The sequence below is a fragment of the Faecalibacterium sp. IP-3-29 genome, from assembly GCF_023347335.1.
Classification (GTDB): domain Bacteria; phylum Bacillota; class Clostridia; order Oscillospirales; family Ruminococcaceae; genus Faecalibacterium; species Faecalibacterium duncaniae.
Genome location: NZ_CP094471.1, coordinates 616197 through 629757 on the forward strand (window position 1 = coordinate 616197; position 13561 = coordinate 629757).

Consider the following 13561-nt stretch of genomic DNA (forward strand, 5'->3'; position numbering starts at 1 on the left):
TGAACGGCTTACAGCTGCAGCGCTTCCAGATCACCATGGTTGACCGGAGTAGAAAGGATGATCTGGGTGCTGGTGGTGCCCAGCTTCTGGAACTGCAGGATCAGGTGCTCCAGCTGGGGCATGCTGCCGCAGCTGACCTTGATGAGGAAGGTGTAGGCACCGGTAACATGGTAGCACTGCAGCACCTCCTTGCTGTTCTGCATCAGCTCCACCAGCTCGTCCCGATGGCTGGGTGTGACGGACAGGCTGATGAGCGCGTCCACATAGACACGGTCTGCCGGGCGGTTCAGCACCACGGTGTAGCCGCTGATGATGCCGTCGGTCTCCAGCTTGTGGATGCGGCTGGAAACAGCCGGGCTGGTCAGTGCCACCTGCTCGGCGATCTCCTTGACGGGCATCCGGGCATTTTTTGCGAGAAGGGAGAGGATCTTGCGGTCTAAATCGTCCATGAGAAAGGTCTCCTTTTATGTTTTTGTTGAATTGTACAAAAATTTTTAAAAGTAAAGTTTTACTGTTGTCGCAATCGCATAAACTGCGGAAAAACTCGCTTTTGTGTTTTCTGTGTTAATTATATAAAGTTTTGATCGAAATGTAAAGTGCTAAATTAAAGCAAATGCCAAAAATTTTGTTTGACAAGAAAAGAAAAAAGCGTATAATACATATCGCAGGGCACGGTAAGCGCCAAAGACTGCGCAAAAACACGTTGTTTCTCAAGTGCCTGCATTTGAATTGCGATTCCCAACTTTATATACTTTCCCACCCCTCTATACACAAAAACCCGCTGCCAGGCGGGTTTTTGTGTTTGTTGGGGATTTTTTTATTTGTTCGAGACGATAGGACGGCGGGGAGTTTCCCAAAGCAAGTGTCCGGAGGGTGGGACCCGACTGCCGTCAGGCAGTTGGGCGGGGGATGGAATGCCCTGCAACGGCAACGACCGCCGCCAGTGGCGGATACAGGGAGTTGCTGTTGGGGCCGCGGCCAGCAAGACGCAAGCAACGCGCAGCGGATGCTGGGAGCCGCAACCCGAATTCGCGTCCGGAGAGCAGATGCTTAAACTAAATATCCTTCAAAACAGTGCAGGTCCTCGGTTTTGACGATGCCTTCCAGATAGAGCCCGTCCTCCCGGTACTCCTCCACCTGCACGCTGCCCCGCTCCCGCATGGGGGCGGCCAGGCCCAGCTTATCATAGGGCAGCAGCACCCGGATGGTGTGCACCCGGTCACTGAGCAGCTCGTCCAGCTTTTTCAGCAGGGCATCCAGACCGTAGCCGGTCTTGGCGCTGGTCAACAGGATGTCCGGGTCAAAGTTCAGGGCATTGGGCTTGTCACACTTGTTGTAAACGGTCAGGCGGGGGATGTCGGCACAGTCCAGCCCGTCCAGGACCTCATCGGTAACGGCCAGCTGCTCTTCCCGCTGGTCGTCGCCCGCGTCCGCCACCCGCACGATGACATCAGACCATGCGGCTTCCTCCAGCGTGGATTTGAAGGCCTCCACCAGATTGTGGGGCAGGCGGGAGACAAAGCCGACCGTGTCCACCAGCAGAACGGCCATGCCGCTGGGCAGAACCAGCTTCCGGCTGGTGGGGTCCAGGGTGGCAAACAGCATGTCGGCCTCGGCTACGCTGGGGCCGCACAGGGCATTCATCAGGCTGGATTTGCCCACGTTGGTGTAACCCACAAGGCTGACCACCGGCATTCCGGTCTTGGCCCGGGCCTTGCGGCTCTCGCCCCGGCGCTTTTCCATCTCGGCCAGCTTTTCGGCCAGTGCGTCGATGCGGGCGTGGACGTGGCGGCGGTCCAGCTCCAGCTTGGTCTCACCGGCACCACGGCGGGCACCACCGCCGCCGCCGCCACCGCCGCCCTGGCGGCTCAGGCTCTCGCCCATTCCCTGCAGGCGGGGCAGACGGTAGCGCAGAAGCGCCAGCTCGGTCTGCAGCTTGCCCTCGTTGGTCACGGCGCGGCTGCGGAAAATTTCCAAAATCAGCATGGTGCGGTCAATGACCTCCATGCCGCCCAGCGCCGTGGAGATGTTGCGGATCTGGCTGCCGGTCAGCTCGCCGTCAAACACGGCACACTCGGCACCCAGCTCCCCGGCGGCAGCGGCGGCCTCCTCCAGCTTGCCGCTGCCCAGCACGATGCCGGTCTCGGGGGTCTGCCGCTTCTGGGTCACGGATGCCACAGCCTCCATGTGGTTGGCCTCGCAGAGTGCAGCCAGCTCGTTCAGGCTGCGCTCACAGTCCCATAGCCCCTGATCCAGGGCCAGTAAGATGACCTTTGTGGGGGGCGTTTCTACTAAAATGTCATAAAGTTCGCTCAAAATAAACCTCTCAGTTCTTCGTAATGTTCTCTTGTCAATGCGTAGCACCTGCAGGCAACCGGTGTGCCGTCAAATTTGTGGTAGACAGAATCGTGGTCGTAGACAAAGCCGGCTTTCTGCTGGACCCGGCCGCTGGCAGGATTTTCAAACGCATGGCAGCAGGCTAGCCAGCTACTATCTGTATTTTTGAACCAGTATTCTACAACTGCTTTTAGCGCTTCGGTGGTAAAGCCTTTGTTCCACCAGGCCTTGCCGATGCAGTAGCCGACCTCCCACACGCCGTTCGTGTGATCGAAGCCGGGCCAGGGGTCACGCTCCGGCTCGGCGGAACTGGATGTGAACACGCTGATGGAGCCAAACACTTGCCTGGTGGATTTTTCCACGATGGCCCACTGGTAGTAATCTCCATTGGGGTAGAGCAGTGCCCATGCGGTCAGCAGTTCCCGGGTCTCGTCCACGTTTTTGTGGGGCTCCCACCGCAGCCAGCGGGTTACGTCCGGGTCGTTGGCCCAGTTGGCGTACATCATGGGGGCATCCTCCGGGGTCAGCGGGCGCAGAAGCAACCGCTCCGTTTCGATCGTTTGTGTGCCTGCATGGCGCATGATACATCTCTCCTCACATGTAAAAGTTACGCATAGGATAGCACAAAACTGCCCTGCCTGCAAGCTGTGGCACGAAAAAACGCTTGACAAGAGGCGAAACTTTATTAAACTGAAGAATATAGAGCTTATTTGTGAGATGCGAGGAAGTATATATGATGAACATCCGCGAACTGTTACAGACCCGCCCCCTGCTTTTTGATGGTGCCATGGGTACTTATTATAAGGCGGCTCCCGGGGCGGAGTGCGAGCAGGCCAACCTGACCGACCCGGCGGGGGTGCTGGCTGTCCACCGGGAGTATCTGGCGGCAGGGGCTGATGCCGTCAAGACGAATACCTTCAGCTTGCCCCGGCTGGCGGCGGCACACGCGCCCGGCTGGGAACAGCTGGCGCAGGCAGGCTGGCAGCTGGCTGTGCAGGCTGCAGAGGAGACGGGTGCCGCCGTTTTTGCCGACCTCGGTCCGGCTCCGGATACCGAGGCAGTTCCGGCGGGGCAGGTATATACGGCTGTGGCAAAGCAGTTCGCGGCGCTGGGGGCCAGAAATTTCCTGTTCGAGACCCTGAGCTCCGATGCGGGCCTTCTGGATGCCGTGGGGGCCATCAAGGCGGAAGTGCCGGATGCCTTTGTGATGGTGTCCTTTGCGGTCCTGCCCGACGGCTACACCCGGGAGGGCATGTACTGCAAAGACCTTGCCCGGCGGATGCAGGAAAGCGGCATCGTGGATGTCGTGGGCCTGAACTGCGTGTCGGCACCCGGTGCCATGCGCACACTGGCAAAGCAGCTGGGGGGCACGCTGCCCCTGTCGGTCATGCCCAACGCGGGTTATCCCGTTGTCACCCGGACGCAGGTGAAGTATCAGGGCAGGCCGGAGTACTTTGCAAGGGAGCTGGGCCGTCTGGCCGCCGAGGGCACGGTTCAGATCCTGGGCGGCTGCTGCGGCACCACTCCTGCCCACATTGCCGCCCTGCGGGCAGAGTTGGACAGCCTGCCCGTGGTGGAAAAAACGACTCCGACAGAAGAGTTTTCCACCGTGAAGGAACAGACGGTGGAAAACGAGGACGCTTTTCTGCGCAAGCTGAACGCAGGGGAAAAGGTCATTGCCATTGAGCTGGATTCTCCCCGCAATGCGGACCTGACCGGTTATCTGGAAGGGGCAAAAAAGCTGCAGGCGGCGGGCGCTGATCTGCTGACCATTGCCGACTGCCCCATTGCACAGGCCCGGATGGATTCCTCTCTGGTGGCCTGCCGGGTCCACCGGGAGCTGGGGCTGTGCACCCTGCCCCACATGACCTGCCGCGACCGCAACCTGAACGCCACCAAGGCCCTGCTGCTGGGCCTGTATGCCGAGGGCGTGCGGGAGATGCTGGCCATCACCGGTGACCCCATCCCCACGGCAGAGCGGGACGAGGTGAAGAACGTTTACCAGTTCAACTCCCGCAAGCTGGCCCAGTACATCGTCTCGCTGGCAGGGGAAGGCCGGGAGATGCCCGGCCCTATGACCGTGTTCGGTGCCCTGAATCTGAACGCCCGCAACTTTGATGTGGAGCTGCGCCGGGCAAAGGAGAAGCTGGAAAACGGCATGAGCGGCTTTCTGACCCAGCCGGTGCTCTCGGCACAGGCGGTGGAAAACCTGAAAAAGTCCCGGGAGACGCTGGGGGCCGATGCGAAGATCCTGGCCGGTATCATGCCGGTGGTCAGCCAGCGCAACGCCATCTTCATGGAGAACGAGATCAACGGCATCCATGTGGAGGACTGGATCATTGAAAAGTTTGCCGGGCTCGACCGTGCCCAGGGCGAGGAGCTGGGTCTTGCCATCTCGCTGGAAATGGCAAAGGCCGCCCTGCCGTATGCGGACGGCCTCTACCTGATGACCCCCTTCAACCGGGTGGCCCTGATGGAGCGGCTGATCGGCAGATTGAAGCAGGAAGTTCTCGGAGCATATTGACAAAACGCCAAAAAAACGTTATATTCTTTGTATAAATGCAACGAGAAAGAGTGTGCGCGGCAAACCGCCTTGCAGAGAGCCGGGGGCAGGTGAGAGCCCGGCAGGTAAGCGCTGCGCACTGTCGCTTTTGAGCAGGGGCGGTGAAGCCAGTAGCCGCCCTCGGAGCTGCCCCACGTTACCGGGGCATCAAGGGGCACGGGCTGTGTTTGCAGCCGGTGCAATTTGGGTGGTACCGCGGTATGTAGTTTACAGCCGTCCCATGGAACGTTCCGTGGGGCGGCTTTTTTCGTCCCACTCATCACATTTTTGGGAGGATACAATGAAAGAACTCGCAAAACAGTACGATCCCAGCCAGGTGGAAGACCGCATCTACCAGTTCTGGCAGGACGGCGGCTACTTCCACACGGAAGCGGACCCCGACAAGAAGCCTTACACCATCGTCATGCCCCCTCCGAACGTGACCGGCCAGCTCCACATGGGCCATGCGCTGGATAACACCATGCAGGATGTGCTCATCCGCACCAAGCGGATGCAGGGCTATGCCGCCCTGTGGGTGCCCGGCACCGACCACGCATCCATCGCCACCGAGGCCAAGGTCGTGGAGGCCATGCGTGCCGAGGGCCTGACCAAGGAGATGGTGGGCCGCGACGGATTCCTGGAGCGCGCCTGGGACTGGAAGACCAAGTACGGCAACCGCATCGTCAGCCAGCTGAAAAAGCTGGGCACCAGCTGTGACTGGCAGCGGGAGCGCTTTACCATGGACGAGGGCTGCTCGGATGCCGTCAAGGAAGTGTTTGTGCGCCTGTACGACAAGGGCCTGATCTACCGCGGCAACCGGATGGTCAACTGGTGCCCCCACTGCAACACCTCCATCTCGGATGCTGAGGTGGAGTACGAGGAAAAGGACGGCAATTTCTGGCACCTGCTCTACCCGGTCAAGGAGACCGGCGAGATGCTGGAGCTGGCAACCACCCGCCCCGAGACCATGCTGGGTGATACCGCTGTTGCCATCAACGGCGAGGACCCCCGCTATGCCCATCTCCACGGCTGCCATGTTGTCCTGCCCCTGCTGAACAAGGAGATCCCCATCGTCTGCGACGAGCACGCTGATATGACCAAGGGCACCGGTGTCGTCAAGATCACCCCCGCCCACGACCCCAACGACTTTGAAGTGGGTCTGCGCCATGATCTGCCCATCGTCCGGGTGTTTACCTACGACGGCCACATGACCGGTGCTGCCGATAAGGCCGCTGCCGATGCACTGTTTGCCGCAGGCAAGAACACCGTGAATGAGCCCGAGGTGCTGGACTGCGGCAAGTACGCCGGCATGACCACCCTCGAGGCCCGCAAGGCCATTCTGGCAGACCTGAAGGAGGGCGGCTTCCTGAAGGAGATCGAGCCCCTGAAGCACGAGGTCGGCACCTGCTACCGCTGCCACTCCACCATCGAGCCCATGGTCTCCAAGCAGTGGTTCGTCAAGATGGAGCCTCTGGCAAAGCCCGCCATCGAGAGCGTGGAGAAGGGCGAGATCAAGTTCGTGCCCGAGCGCTTTACCAAGAACTACCTCAACTGGATGAAGGGTACCCGCGACTGGTGCATCAGCCGTCAGCTGTGGTGGGGCCACCAGATCCCGGCCTTCTACTGCGATGACTGCGGCGAGACCGTGGTCGCCAAAGAGATGCCCTGCACCTGCCCCAAGTGCGGCGGCAGCCACTTTACCCAGGACCCCGATACGCTGGATACCTGGTTCTCCTCCGCTCTGTGGCCCTTCAGCACTCTGGGCTGGCCCAACGAGGACAGCGCGGACCTGAAGTACTTCTACCCCACCAACACGCTGGTCACCGGCTATGATATCATCGGCTTCTGGGTCAGCCGCATGATCTTCTCCGGCCTGGCCTACACCGGCAAGGCTCCCTTCGACACTGTCTGTATCCACGGCATCGTCCGCGACAGCCAGGGCCGCAAGATGTCCAAGAGCTTGGGCAACGGCATCGACCCGCTGGAGGTCATTGCCCAGTACGGCGCGGATGCACTGCGCTTCATGCTGCTGGACGGCTCCACCCCCGGCAACGATATGCGTTACAGCGAGAAGAAGGTGGAGGCTGCCCGCAACTTTGCCAATAAGCTGTGGAACGCCACCCGCTTTGTCCTGATGAACCTGCCCGAGGACTTCCAGCCCGGCCTGCCCGAGGAGAGCAAGCTGGACATGAGCGACAAGTGGGTGCTGACCAAGCTGAATCAGGTGGCCGGTGCCATGACCGACAACCTCGACCACTTCGAGATGGGTCTGGCCGCTGCCAAGATCAACAGCTTCATCTGGGATGTCTACTGCGACTGGTTCATCGAGATCGCAAAGCCCCGCCTGAACTCCGGCGATGCAGAGCAGGCAGATACCGCCCGCCGTGTGCTGGTGTATGTGCTGGACAAGGCCCTCAAGCTGCTGCATCCCTTCATGCCCTTCATCACGGAGGAGCTGTATCAGGCCCTGCCCGGCTCCGCCGAGACCATTATGACCCAGAGCTGGCCCACCTTTGACGAGGCACACAACTGGGCCGAGGAAGAGGAAGCCTTTGAAAAGGTCATGGACTACATCAAGGCAGTCCGCACCATGCGCACCGAGATGAATGTCCATCCTGCCAAAAAGACCAGTATGATCATCGAGACGGCTGATCCCGCTCCCTTCCGGAATGCAGAGGTCTATCTGGCAAAGTTTGCCTTTGCCACCGACGTGACCTTTACGGAAAAATACGAGGGCAGCACCGATGGCATGGTGCAGGTGTCCACCCACACCGCCCGCGGCTTTATCCCCATGATGGAGCTGATCGACCGCGAGAAGGAGCTGGCCCGCCTGAACAAGGAAAAGGCCAAGGCCGAGAAGGAACTGGCCATGTTTGAGAACCAGCTGGCCAACCCCAAGTTTGTGGAGCGTGCTCCCGCCGCTCTGGTGGAAGAGATCCGCGCAAAGCGCACCAACAGCCAGAGCAAGCTGGCCAACATCGAGCAGAGCATCAAGGCTCTGGGCTAAGCGGATGCAGGAACAGAATCAACGCACCTCCCCGTGGCTCATCGCGTGGCGGGTGATCTTTACTTTTGCCCTCATCGGCTGCATCGTGTTCATCTTCTCGAACTCTCTGCAGATCGCGGATGTGTCCGAGGGGGCCAGCGGCCGGGTACTGGGGATACTGCAGGGCATCCTGCGGCATCTGGGCCTTCCCGGTGCCGCCGACCGGCTCACCATGCACATCGTGCGCAAGCTGGCGCATTTCTGCGAGTATCTGCTGGAAGGCTTCCTGCTCATGCTCTGCCTGCGGGTGTACACCCGGCACTTCTTCAAGCATGTGTCCTGGCCCATGCTGTGCGGCCTGCTCACAGCCCTGACCGATGAGACCATCCAGCTCTTTGTGCCGGGCCGCAGCGGCCAGGTCACCGATATCTGGATCGATTTTTCCGGTGTGATGACCGGCCTGCTGGTGGGGCTCATCCTGCTGGGGCTTGTCCGGATGTGCATCATTCTCTATCAACATCGAAACGAGGTTTGACGCAATGACCATTGAACAGGCAAATGCCTATTTTGCATCTCTGCCCGAGGGCTTTGCCCCGGCCCGGCAGCTGCAGGAAGCCCTCTCTGCCAAGGCAGGGCGGGTGGATTATCTGGGCGTAGCCGGTACGGCTGGCAAAACGACTGCCGCCGCCCTCACGGCGGCGGTGCTCAGAGCTGCCGGTCTCGTTACCGGCAGCTACCACGCAGGCTGTGAGCCGCTCTCTGCCCGCATCCGGGTGAATGGGGAGCCTGTGGCACCGGAGCTGCTTGCACAGGCCGCCGAGACCCTGAGCGCCCGGGAGACCCTGCCCCGTGCTGCCGCCGAGCTGGCTGCCGCTGCCCGCTGCTTTGGCGAGGCAGGCTGCGCGCTGGCCGTGGTGGAGCTGCCCGATGCGGGACTTGCCGAGGCCCTGCCCAAGATGCCGGTCTGTGCGGTCACCTCCATCGGCCCGGACGGCATCAGTGCCTCACTGGAGCGCTCCGCCGCGCTGGCGGCCGGTGTCATGCGCAAGGGCAGCATCTGCGTCACCGCGCCTGAGCAGCCCAAGGCTGTGGTCAGTGAGCTCGTTGTGGCCGCCGGTAAGGCAGACTGTGAGCTGGTCGTGCCGGACCCCGATGATATCACCTTCCTCGAAGCCGAAAAGTTTGCCAGCCGTGTGGACTACGGCGGCTATACCGTGCCGCTGGCCTTCCTGGGCCGTCACGCGGCGGGCAGTGCCGCCATTGCGGTGGAACTGGCCCTGGCCCTCTGCAAAAAGGGCTATGACATCCCCGATGAAGCCATTCTGGAAGGTCTGGCCGCTGTGGAGAACCGCAGCAGCATCCGGGTCCTCTCCCAGCGCCCGCTGGTGGTGCTGGATGCCTGCCGCACCCCGCAGCAGGCCATTGCCCTGCTCCGCGTCCTGAACATGGCCAAGGTGCGCCACCTGAGCGCTGTCATCGGTCTGGCAGAGGAAGAAGGAGCCGAGGCCTTCTTCTCCGCGCTGGAAAGCGGCTTGACGGCTGAGACCCAGAAAAAAGACCGTACCACCATGCCCGGCATGAGCGAGAATCCCTTTGATAAGGTGTTCCTCGTTCCCACGGCGGGTACGGATGCCGCCATGACCGAGCGCCTGCTGGAAAAGGCACGCTACCACTTTGATGCCGAGCTCTGCGGGAGCCTGGCCGAAGCCGTGGAGCTTGCCCGGGCCAACAGCCGCCGCGGCCTGCTGATCTGCGGCGGCGAAGCCATCGCACTGGAAGCTGCCGATCTGCTGGCTGAAAAGTAAGCGACACCCTTTTCTAAAATATGCCCGGAAGAGCCTGTACACTGATGAAAACGTGTACAGGCTCTTTTATTTTGGTTTAGAGGAAACCGCTCGGGCTATGCTTCGCTCTGCCGACCTCCCGGAAAGGGGAAGCCTTCGGCAGACCGGACAAGCCTGAGCGATTCACGCAAGGAAAGGACAGAAAATGGCAACAGTTACATTCAGTGCGGCGGACGATCTGCTCTATGCCTATCTGGCAGGTGAGATCGACCACGATGCCGCACAGAACCTGCGCATCCAGCTGGACGATGCCCTTTTGGCCCGCACCCCCAAAACACTGGTGCTCGATCTGGGCGGGGTTGGGTTTATGGATTCGTCCGGGGTGGGGCTGATTCTGGGCCGCCAGCGCTGCGCCCGCAGTCTGGGCGGAACCCTGCGTATCCAGCACGCCCCGGAGCAGCTGCGCCGCGTTCTGCGGCTGGCCAATATCCCCTGCACGGATGCAGGACAGGAGGAATGAAGATGAAAGCGGAAAACACGACCAGGATCCAATTTGATTCCCTCAGCGTCAACGAAGCGTATGCCCGCGGTGCGGCAGCGGCTTTTCTGGCCCGGTATGACCCCACCGTGCCCCAGCTGGCTGACCTGAAAACGGCGGTATCCGAAGCCGTCACCAACTGCATCGTCCACGCCTACCCCGACCGGGTGGGGCCCATCACCATGACAGTCTCCGTTTATCCGGGGCGGGTGGTCAGGATCGTGATCGCAGACAAAGGGGTCGGCATCCCGGATATCCCCAGAGCGATGGAGCCGCTCTTCACCACCGGCAACCCGGAGGAGCGCTCCGGTCTCGGTTTTGCGGTCATGCAGAGCTTTATGGATAAAGTCAGTGTGCGCTCCGCTCCCGGCCGGGGCACCCGGGTCATTCTGACAAAGCATCTGGAGGAAAAGCCCTCTACATAAAAGGAAATGAGGGAATACCATGGTAACGGACAAGACCCGGCGCAGTGCATTCATTGAACAGAACCTCGGGCTGGTACACGCCTGTGCCGGACGCTTCCGGGGCAGGGGCATTGAATACGATGATCTCTACGGCGCTGGCTGCATGGGACTGGTCAAGGCGACCGACGGCTTTGATGAAGGACGCGGGGTCTGCTTTTCTACCTATGCAGTACCAGTGATCCTGGGCGAGATCAAAAAGCTTTTCCGGGAGGGCGGCACAGTCAAGGTCAGCCGCTCCTTAAAAGAACTGGGGCTGCGGGTCAATGCGGCGCGGGAACATCACAGGAAGCTCTGCGGCACCGAGCCGACCCTTTCTCAACTGGCAGAAGAGCTGGGGGAGAGCGTGGAGAACATCACGCTTGCGATCCAGGCTGCACAGCCCGCCCTGAGCCTGACCCCGGAAGGGGAGAACAATGACCGGCAGATAGATATCCCGGTGGAATCTCCGGAGGAAGAACTTGCGGATAAGATCGGCCTGGCCGAGGTGCTGGAAAGTCTGCCGGAAGAGGACCGGCTCCTGATCCGCCTGCGGTTCTATGCCAACCGCACCCAGAGTGAGACGGCAAAAGTGCTGCATACCACGCAGGTACAGATCTCCCGGCGGGAGCGCAAGATCCTGCGCAAAATGCGGGAGCGGTTATTGGAATGAGCCGTGCAAAAGAAAATAGGGCTTTTCTTGAAAAATGTAAAAAAAGGGCTTGCTTTTTGTCTGAGTCTGTGCTAAAATACATTACTGTCAGGCGGATGTCTGACACAAACGCTTCAGAAAAAACGGATGAAAAGTGACGAAGGTCGATTGGTTCTTCCAAGAACTTCAAAAATCTTCAAAAAAGTGCTTGACATTCTAACACAAACGTGCTAAAATGTATAAGCTGTCAGCCGCTAAGGCTGAGGCGTACAGGACCTTGAAAATTGAACAATATCGAAAAACTTGTAACGGAACCTATTTTCGTGTTGGAAAAACACGTTAAACAATTCCAAACAAAGTAATTCACACAGGACGCAAGCGATTGCGTGCTGAGCGAAGAAGATTTAACACTTTTTAAGTGATAAATATCATTTATAAAGAGTTTGATCCTGGCTCAGGACGAACGCTGGCGGCGCGCCTAACACATGCAAGTCGAACGAGCGAGAGAAAGCTTGCTTTCTCGAGCGAGTGGCGAACGGGTGAGTAACGCGTGAGGAACCTGCCTCAAAGAGGGGGACAACAGTTGGAAACGACTGCTAATACCGCATAAGCCCACGGGTCGGCATCGACCAGAGGGAAAAGGAGCAATCCGCTTTGAGATGGCCTCGCGTCCGATTAGCTAGTTGGTGAGGTAATGGCCCACCAAGGCGACGATCGGTAGCCGGACTGAGAGGTTGAACGGCCACATTGGGACTGAGACACGGCCCAGACTCCTACGGGAGGCAGCAGTGGGGAATATTGCACAATGGGGGAAACCTTGATGCAGCGACGCCGCGTGGAGGAAGAAGGTCTTCGGATTGTAAACTCCTGTTGTTGAGGAAGATAATGACGGTACTCAACAAGGAAGTGACGGCTAACTACGTGCCAGCAGCCGCGGTAAAACGTAGGTCACAAGCGTTGTCCGGAATTACTGGGTGTAAAGGGAGCGCAGGCGGGAAGACAAGTTGGAAGTGAAATCTATGGGCTCAACCCATAAACTGCTTTCAAAACTGTTTTTCTTGAGTAGTGCAGAGGTAGGCGGAATTCCCGGTGTAGCGGTGGAATGCGTAGATATCGGGAGGAACACCAGTGGCGAAGGCGGCCTACTGGGCACCAACTGACGCTGAGGCTCGAAAGTGTGGGTAGCAAACAGGATTAGATACCCTGGTAGTCCACACCGTAAACGATGATTACTAGGTGTTGGAGGATTGACCCCTTCAGTGCCGCAGTTAACACAATAAGTAATCCACCTGGGGAGTACGACCGCAAGGTTGAAACTCAAAGGAATTGACGGGGGCCCGCACAAGCAGTGGAGTATGTGGTTTAATTCGACGCAACGCGAAGAACCTTACCAAGTCTTGACATCCTGCGACGATGCTGGAAACAGTATTTTCCTTCGGGACGCAGAGACAGGTGGTGCATGGTTGTCGTCAGCTCGTGTCGTGAGATGTTGGGTTAAGTCCCGCAACGAGCGCAACCCTTACTGTCAGTTACTACGCAAGAGGACTCTGGCAGGACTGCCGTTGACAAAACGGAGGAAGGTGGGGATGACGTCAAATCATCATGCCCTTTATGACTTGGGCTACACACGTACTACAATGGCGTTAAACAAAGAGAAGCAAGACCGCGAGGTGGAGCAAAACTCAGAAACAACGTCCCAGTTCGGACTGCAGGCTGCAACTCGCCTGCACGAAGTCGGAATTGCTAGTAATCGTGGATCAGCATGCCACGGTGAATACGTTCCCGGGCCTTGTACACACCGCCCGTCACACCATGAGAGCCGGGGGGACCCGAAGTCGGTAGTCTAACCGCAAGGAGGACGCCGCCGAAGGTAAAACTGGTGATTGGGGTGAAGTCGTAACAAGGTAGCCGTAGGAGAACCTGCGGCTGGATCACCTCCTTTCTAAGGAGTCAGGCAGATGGAAGAACATCGAAGATGGTCAACATCTGGAACAGGTGACAGATACAAGCAGAGTAGATATTGTTCGATTTTGAGGGCCCTGAAAAGGGGTTACTCAAAACCTTATGTGGGGGTTTAGCTCAGCTGGGAGAGCACCTGCTTTGCAAGCAGGGGGTCAAGGGTTCGATTCCCTTAATCTCCACCACATGGGCCAATAGCTCAGCTGGCTAGAGCACACGACTGATAATCGTGAGGTCGATGGTTCGAGTCCATTTTGGCCCACCATGTGATGAAAATCAAAGTTCCGGGAGACTGGGCTTTGAGGAACATCACCAAGACGTAC

The 13561-nt window shown here is 59.0% G+C and carries 10 protein-coding genes, 2 tRNA genes, 1 rRNA gene and 1 other annotated feature; of the genes, 10 read left to right on the top strand and 3 right to left on the bottom strand.

The window, feature by feature from the left end:
* Positions 1 to 8 precede the first annotated feature (8 nt).
* From MTP40_RS02850 to MTP40_RS02860, 3 genes are all read right to left on the bottom strand, one after another.
* A complete protein-coding gene (locus MTP40_RS02850; protein ID WP_097771813.1) occupies positions 9 to 449 on the bottom strand; it encodes an Lrp/AsnC family transcriptional regulator in 441 nt (146 codons plus the stop codon).
* 601 nt (positions 450 to 1050) lie between these two features.
* Complete coding sequence (gene hflX / locus MTP40_RS02855; protein WP_005936530.1) at positions 1051 to 2316, bottom strand: GTPase HflX; 1266 nt, start codon at positions 2314 to 2316, stop codon at positions 1051 to 1053.
* Positions 2313 to 2918, bottom strand: a complete 606-nt coding sequence (locus MTP40_RS02860; RefSeq protein WP_249259782.1) for a GNAT family N-acetyltransferase — start codon at positions 2916 to 2918, stop codon at positions 2313 to 2315. Before MTP40_RS02860 ends, hflX begins: the two co-directional genes overlap by 4 nt.
* Positions 2919 to 3070: 152 nt before the next feature.
* Between MTP40_RS02860 and MTP40_RS02865 the strand changes: the two genes are divergently transcribed.
* The 10 genes from MTP40_RS02865 to MTP40_RS02910 all read left to right on the top strand — a co-directional run bounded on the left by MTP40_RS02865 (position 3071) and on the right by MTP40_RS02910 (position 13503).
* The gene (locus MTP40_RS02865) at positions 3071 to 4861 is read left to right on the top strand and encodes a bifunctional homocysteine S-methyltransferase/methylenetetrahydrofolate reductase (protein WP_249259783.1); all 1791 of its coding nucleotides are present in this window, start codon (positions 3071 to 3073) and stop codon (positions 4859 to 4861) included.
* A 31-nt stretch (positions 4862 to 4892) separates the two neighbouring features.
* Positions 4893 to 5124 (top strand) — a binding site (T-box leader).
* A 56-nt stretch (positions 5125 to 5180) separates the two neighbouring features.
* Positions 5181 to 7886: a valine--tRNA ligase gene (locus MTP40_RS02870; RefSeq protein ID WP_097772728.1), complete on the top strand. Its 2706-nt coding sequence runs from the start codon at positions 5181 to 5183 to the stop codon at positions 7884 to 7886.
* A gap of 4 nt (positions 7887 to 7890) precedes the next feature.
* A complete protein-coding gene (locus MTP40_RS02875) occupies positions 7891 to 8400 on the top strand; it encodes a VanZ family protein (protein ID WP_249259784.1) in 510 nt (169 codons plus the stop codon).
* A gap of 4 nt (positions 8401 to 8404) precedes the next feature.
* On the top strand, positions 8405 to 9670 hold the full coding sequence (locus tag MTP40_RS02880; RefSeq protein ID WP_249259785.1) for a folylpolyglutamate synthase: 1266 nt from the start codon (positions 8405 to 8407) through the stop codon (positions 9668 to 9670).
* 184 nt (positions 9671 to 9854) lie between these two features.
* Positions 9855 to 10169, top strand: coding sequence for an anti-sigma factor antagonist (locus MTP40_RS02885; RefSeq protein WP_005936547.1), 315 nt, complete (start codon positions 9855 to 9857; stop codon positions 10167 to 10169).
* 2 nt (positions 10170 to 10171) lie between these two features.
* Positions 10172 to 10612, top strand: coding sequence for an anti-sigma F factor (spoIIAB, locus tag MTP40_RS02890; RefSeq protein WP_035395071.1), 441 nt, complete (start codon positions 10172 to 10174; stop codon positions 10610 to 10612).
* 19 nt (positions 10613 to 10631) lie between these two features.
* On the top strand, positions 10632 to 11300 hold the full coding sequence (locus MTP40_RS02895; RefSeq protein ID WP_098923186.1) for a sigma-70 family RNA polymerase sigma factor: 669 nt from the start codon (positions 10632 to 10634) through the stop codon (positions 11298 to 11300).
* A gap of 410 nt (positions 11301 to 11710) precedes the next feature.
* A 16S ribosomal RNA gene (locus MTP40_RS02900) occupies positions 11711 to 13221 on the top strand.
* Between the two features lie 126 nt (positions 13222 to 13347).
* A tRNA-Ala gene (locus tag MTP40_RS02905) sits at positions 13348 to 13423 on the top strand.
* 3 nt (positions 13424 to 13426) lie between these two features.
* Positions 13427 to 13503: transfer RNA gene (locus tag MTP40_RS02910), tRNA-Ile, on the top strand.
* Positions 13504 to 13561 lie beyond the last annotated feature (58 nt).

Excerpts from the sequence above, each read along its gene's own strand:
- MTP40_RS02850 (WP_097771813.1), bottom strand. The coding sequence starts at position 449 with ATGGACGATTTAGACCGCAAGATCCTCTCCCTTCTCGCAAAAAATGCC.
- MTP40_RS02860 (WP_249259782.1), bottom strand. The coding sequence starts at position 2,918 with ATGCGCCATGCAGGCACACAAACGATCGAAACGGAGCGGTTGCTTCTG.
- MTP40_RS02865 (WP_249259783.1), top strand. The coding sequence starts at position 3,071 with ATGATGAACATCCGCGAACTGTTACAGACCCGCCCCCTGCTTTTTGAT.
- MTP40_RS02870 (WP_097772728.1), top strand. The coding sequence starts at position 5,181 with ATGAAAGAACTCGCAAAACAGTACGATCCCAGCCAGGTGGAAGACCGC.
- MTP40_RS02875 (WP_249259784.1), top strand. The coding sequence starts at position 7,891 with ATGCAGGAACAGAATCAACGCACCTCCCCGTGGCTCATCGCGTGGCGG.
- MTP40_RS02880 (WP_249259785.1), top strand. The coding sequence starts at position 8,405 with ATGACCATTGAACAGGCAAATGCCTATTTTGCATCTCTGCCCGAGGGC.
- MTP40_RS02885 (WP_005936547.1), top strand. The coding sequence starts at position 9,855 with ATGGCAACAGTTACATTCAGTGCGGCGGACGATCTGCTCTATGCCTAT.
- spoIIAB (WP_035395071.1), top strand. The coding sequence starts at position 10,172 with ATGAAAGCGGAAAACACGACCAGGATCCAATTTGATTCCCTCAGCGTC.
- MTP40_RS02895 (WP_098923186.1), top strand. The coding sequence starts at position 10,632 with ATGGTAACGGACAAGACCCGGCGCAGTGCATTCATTGAACAGAACCTC.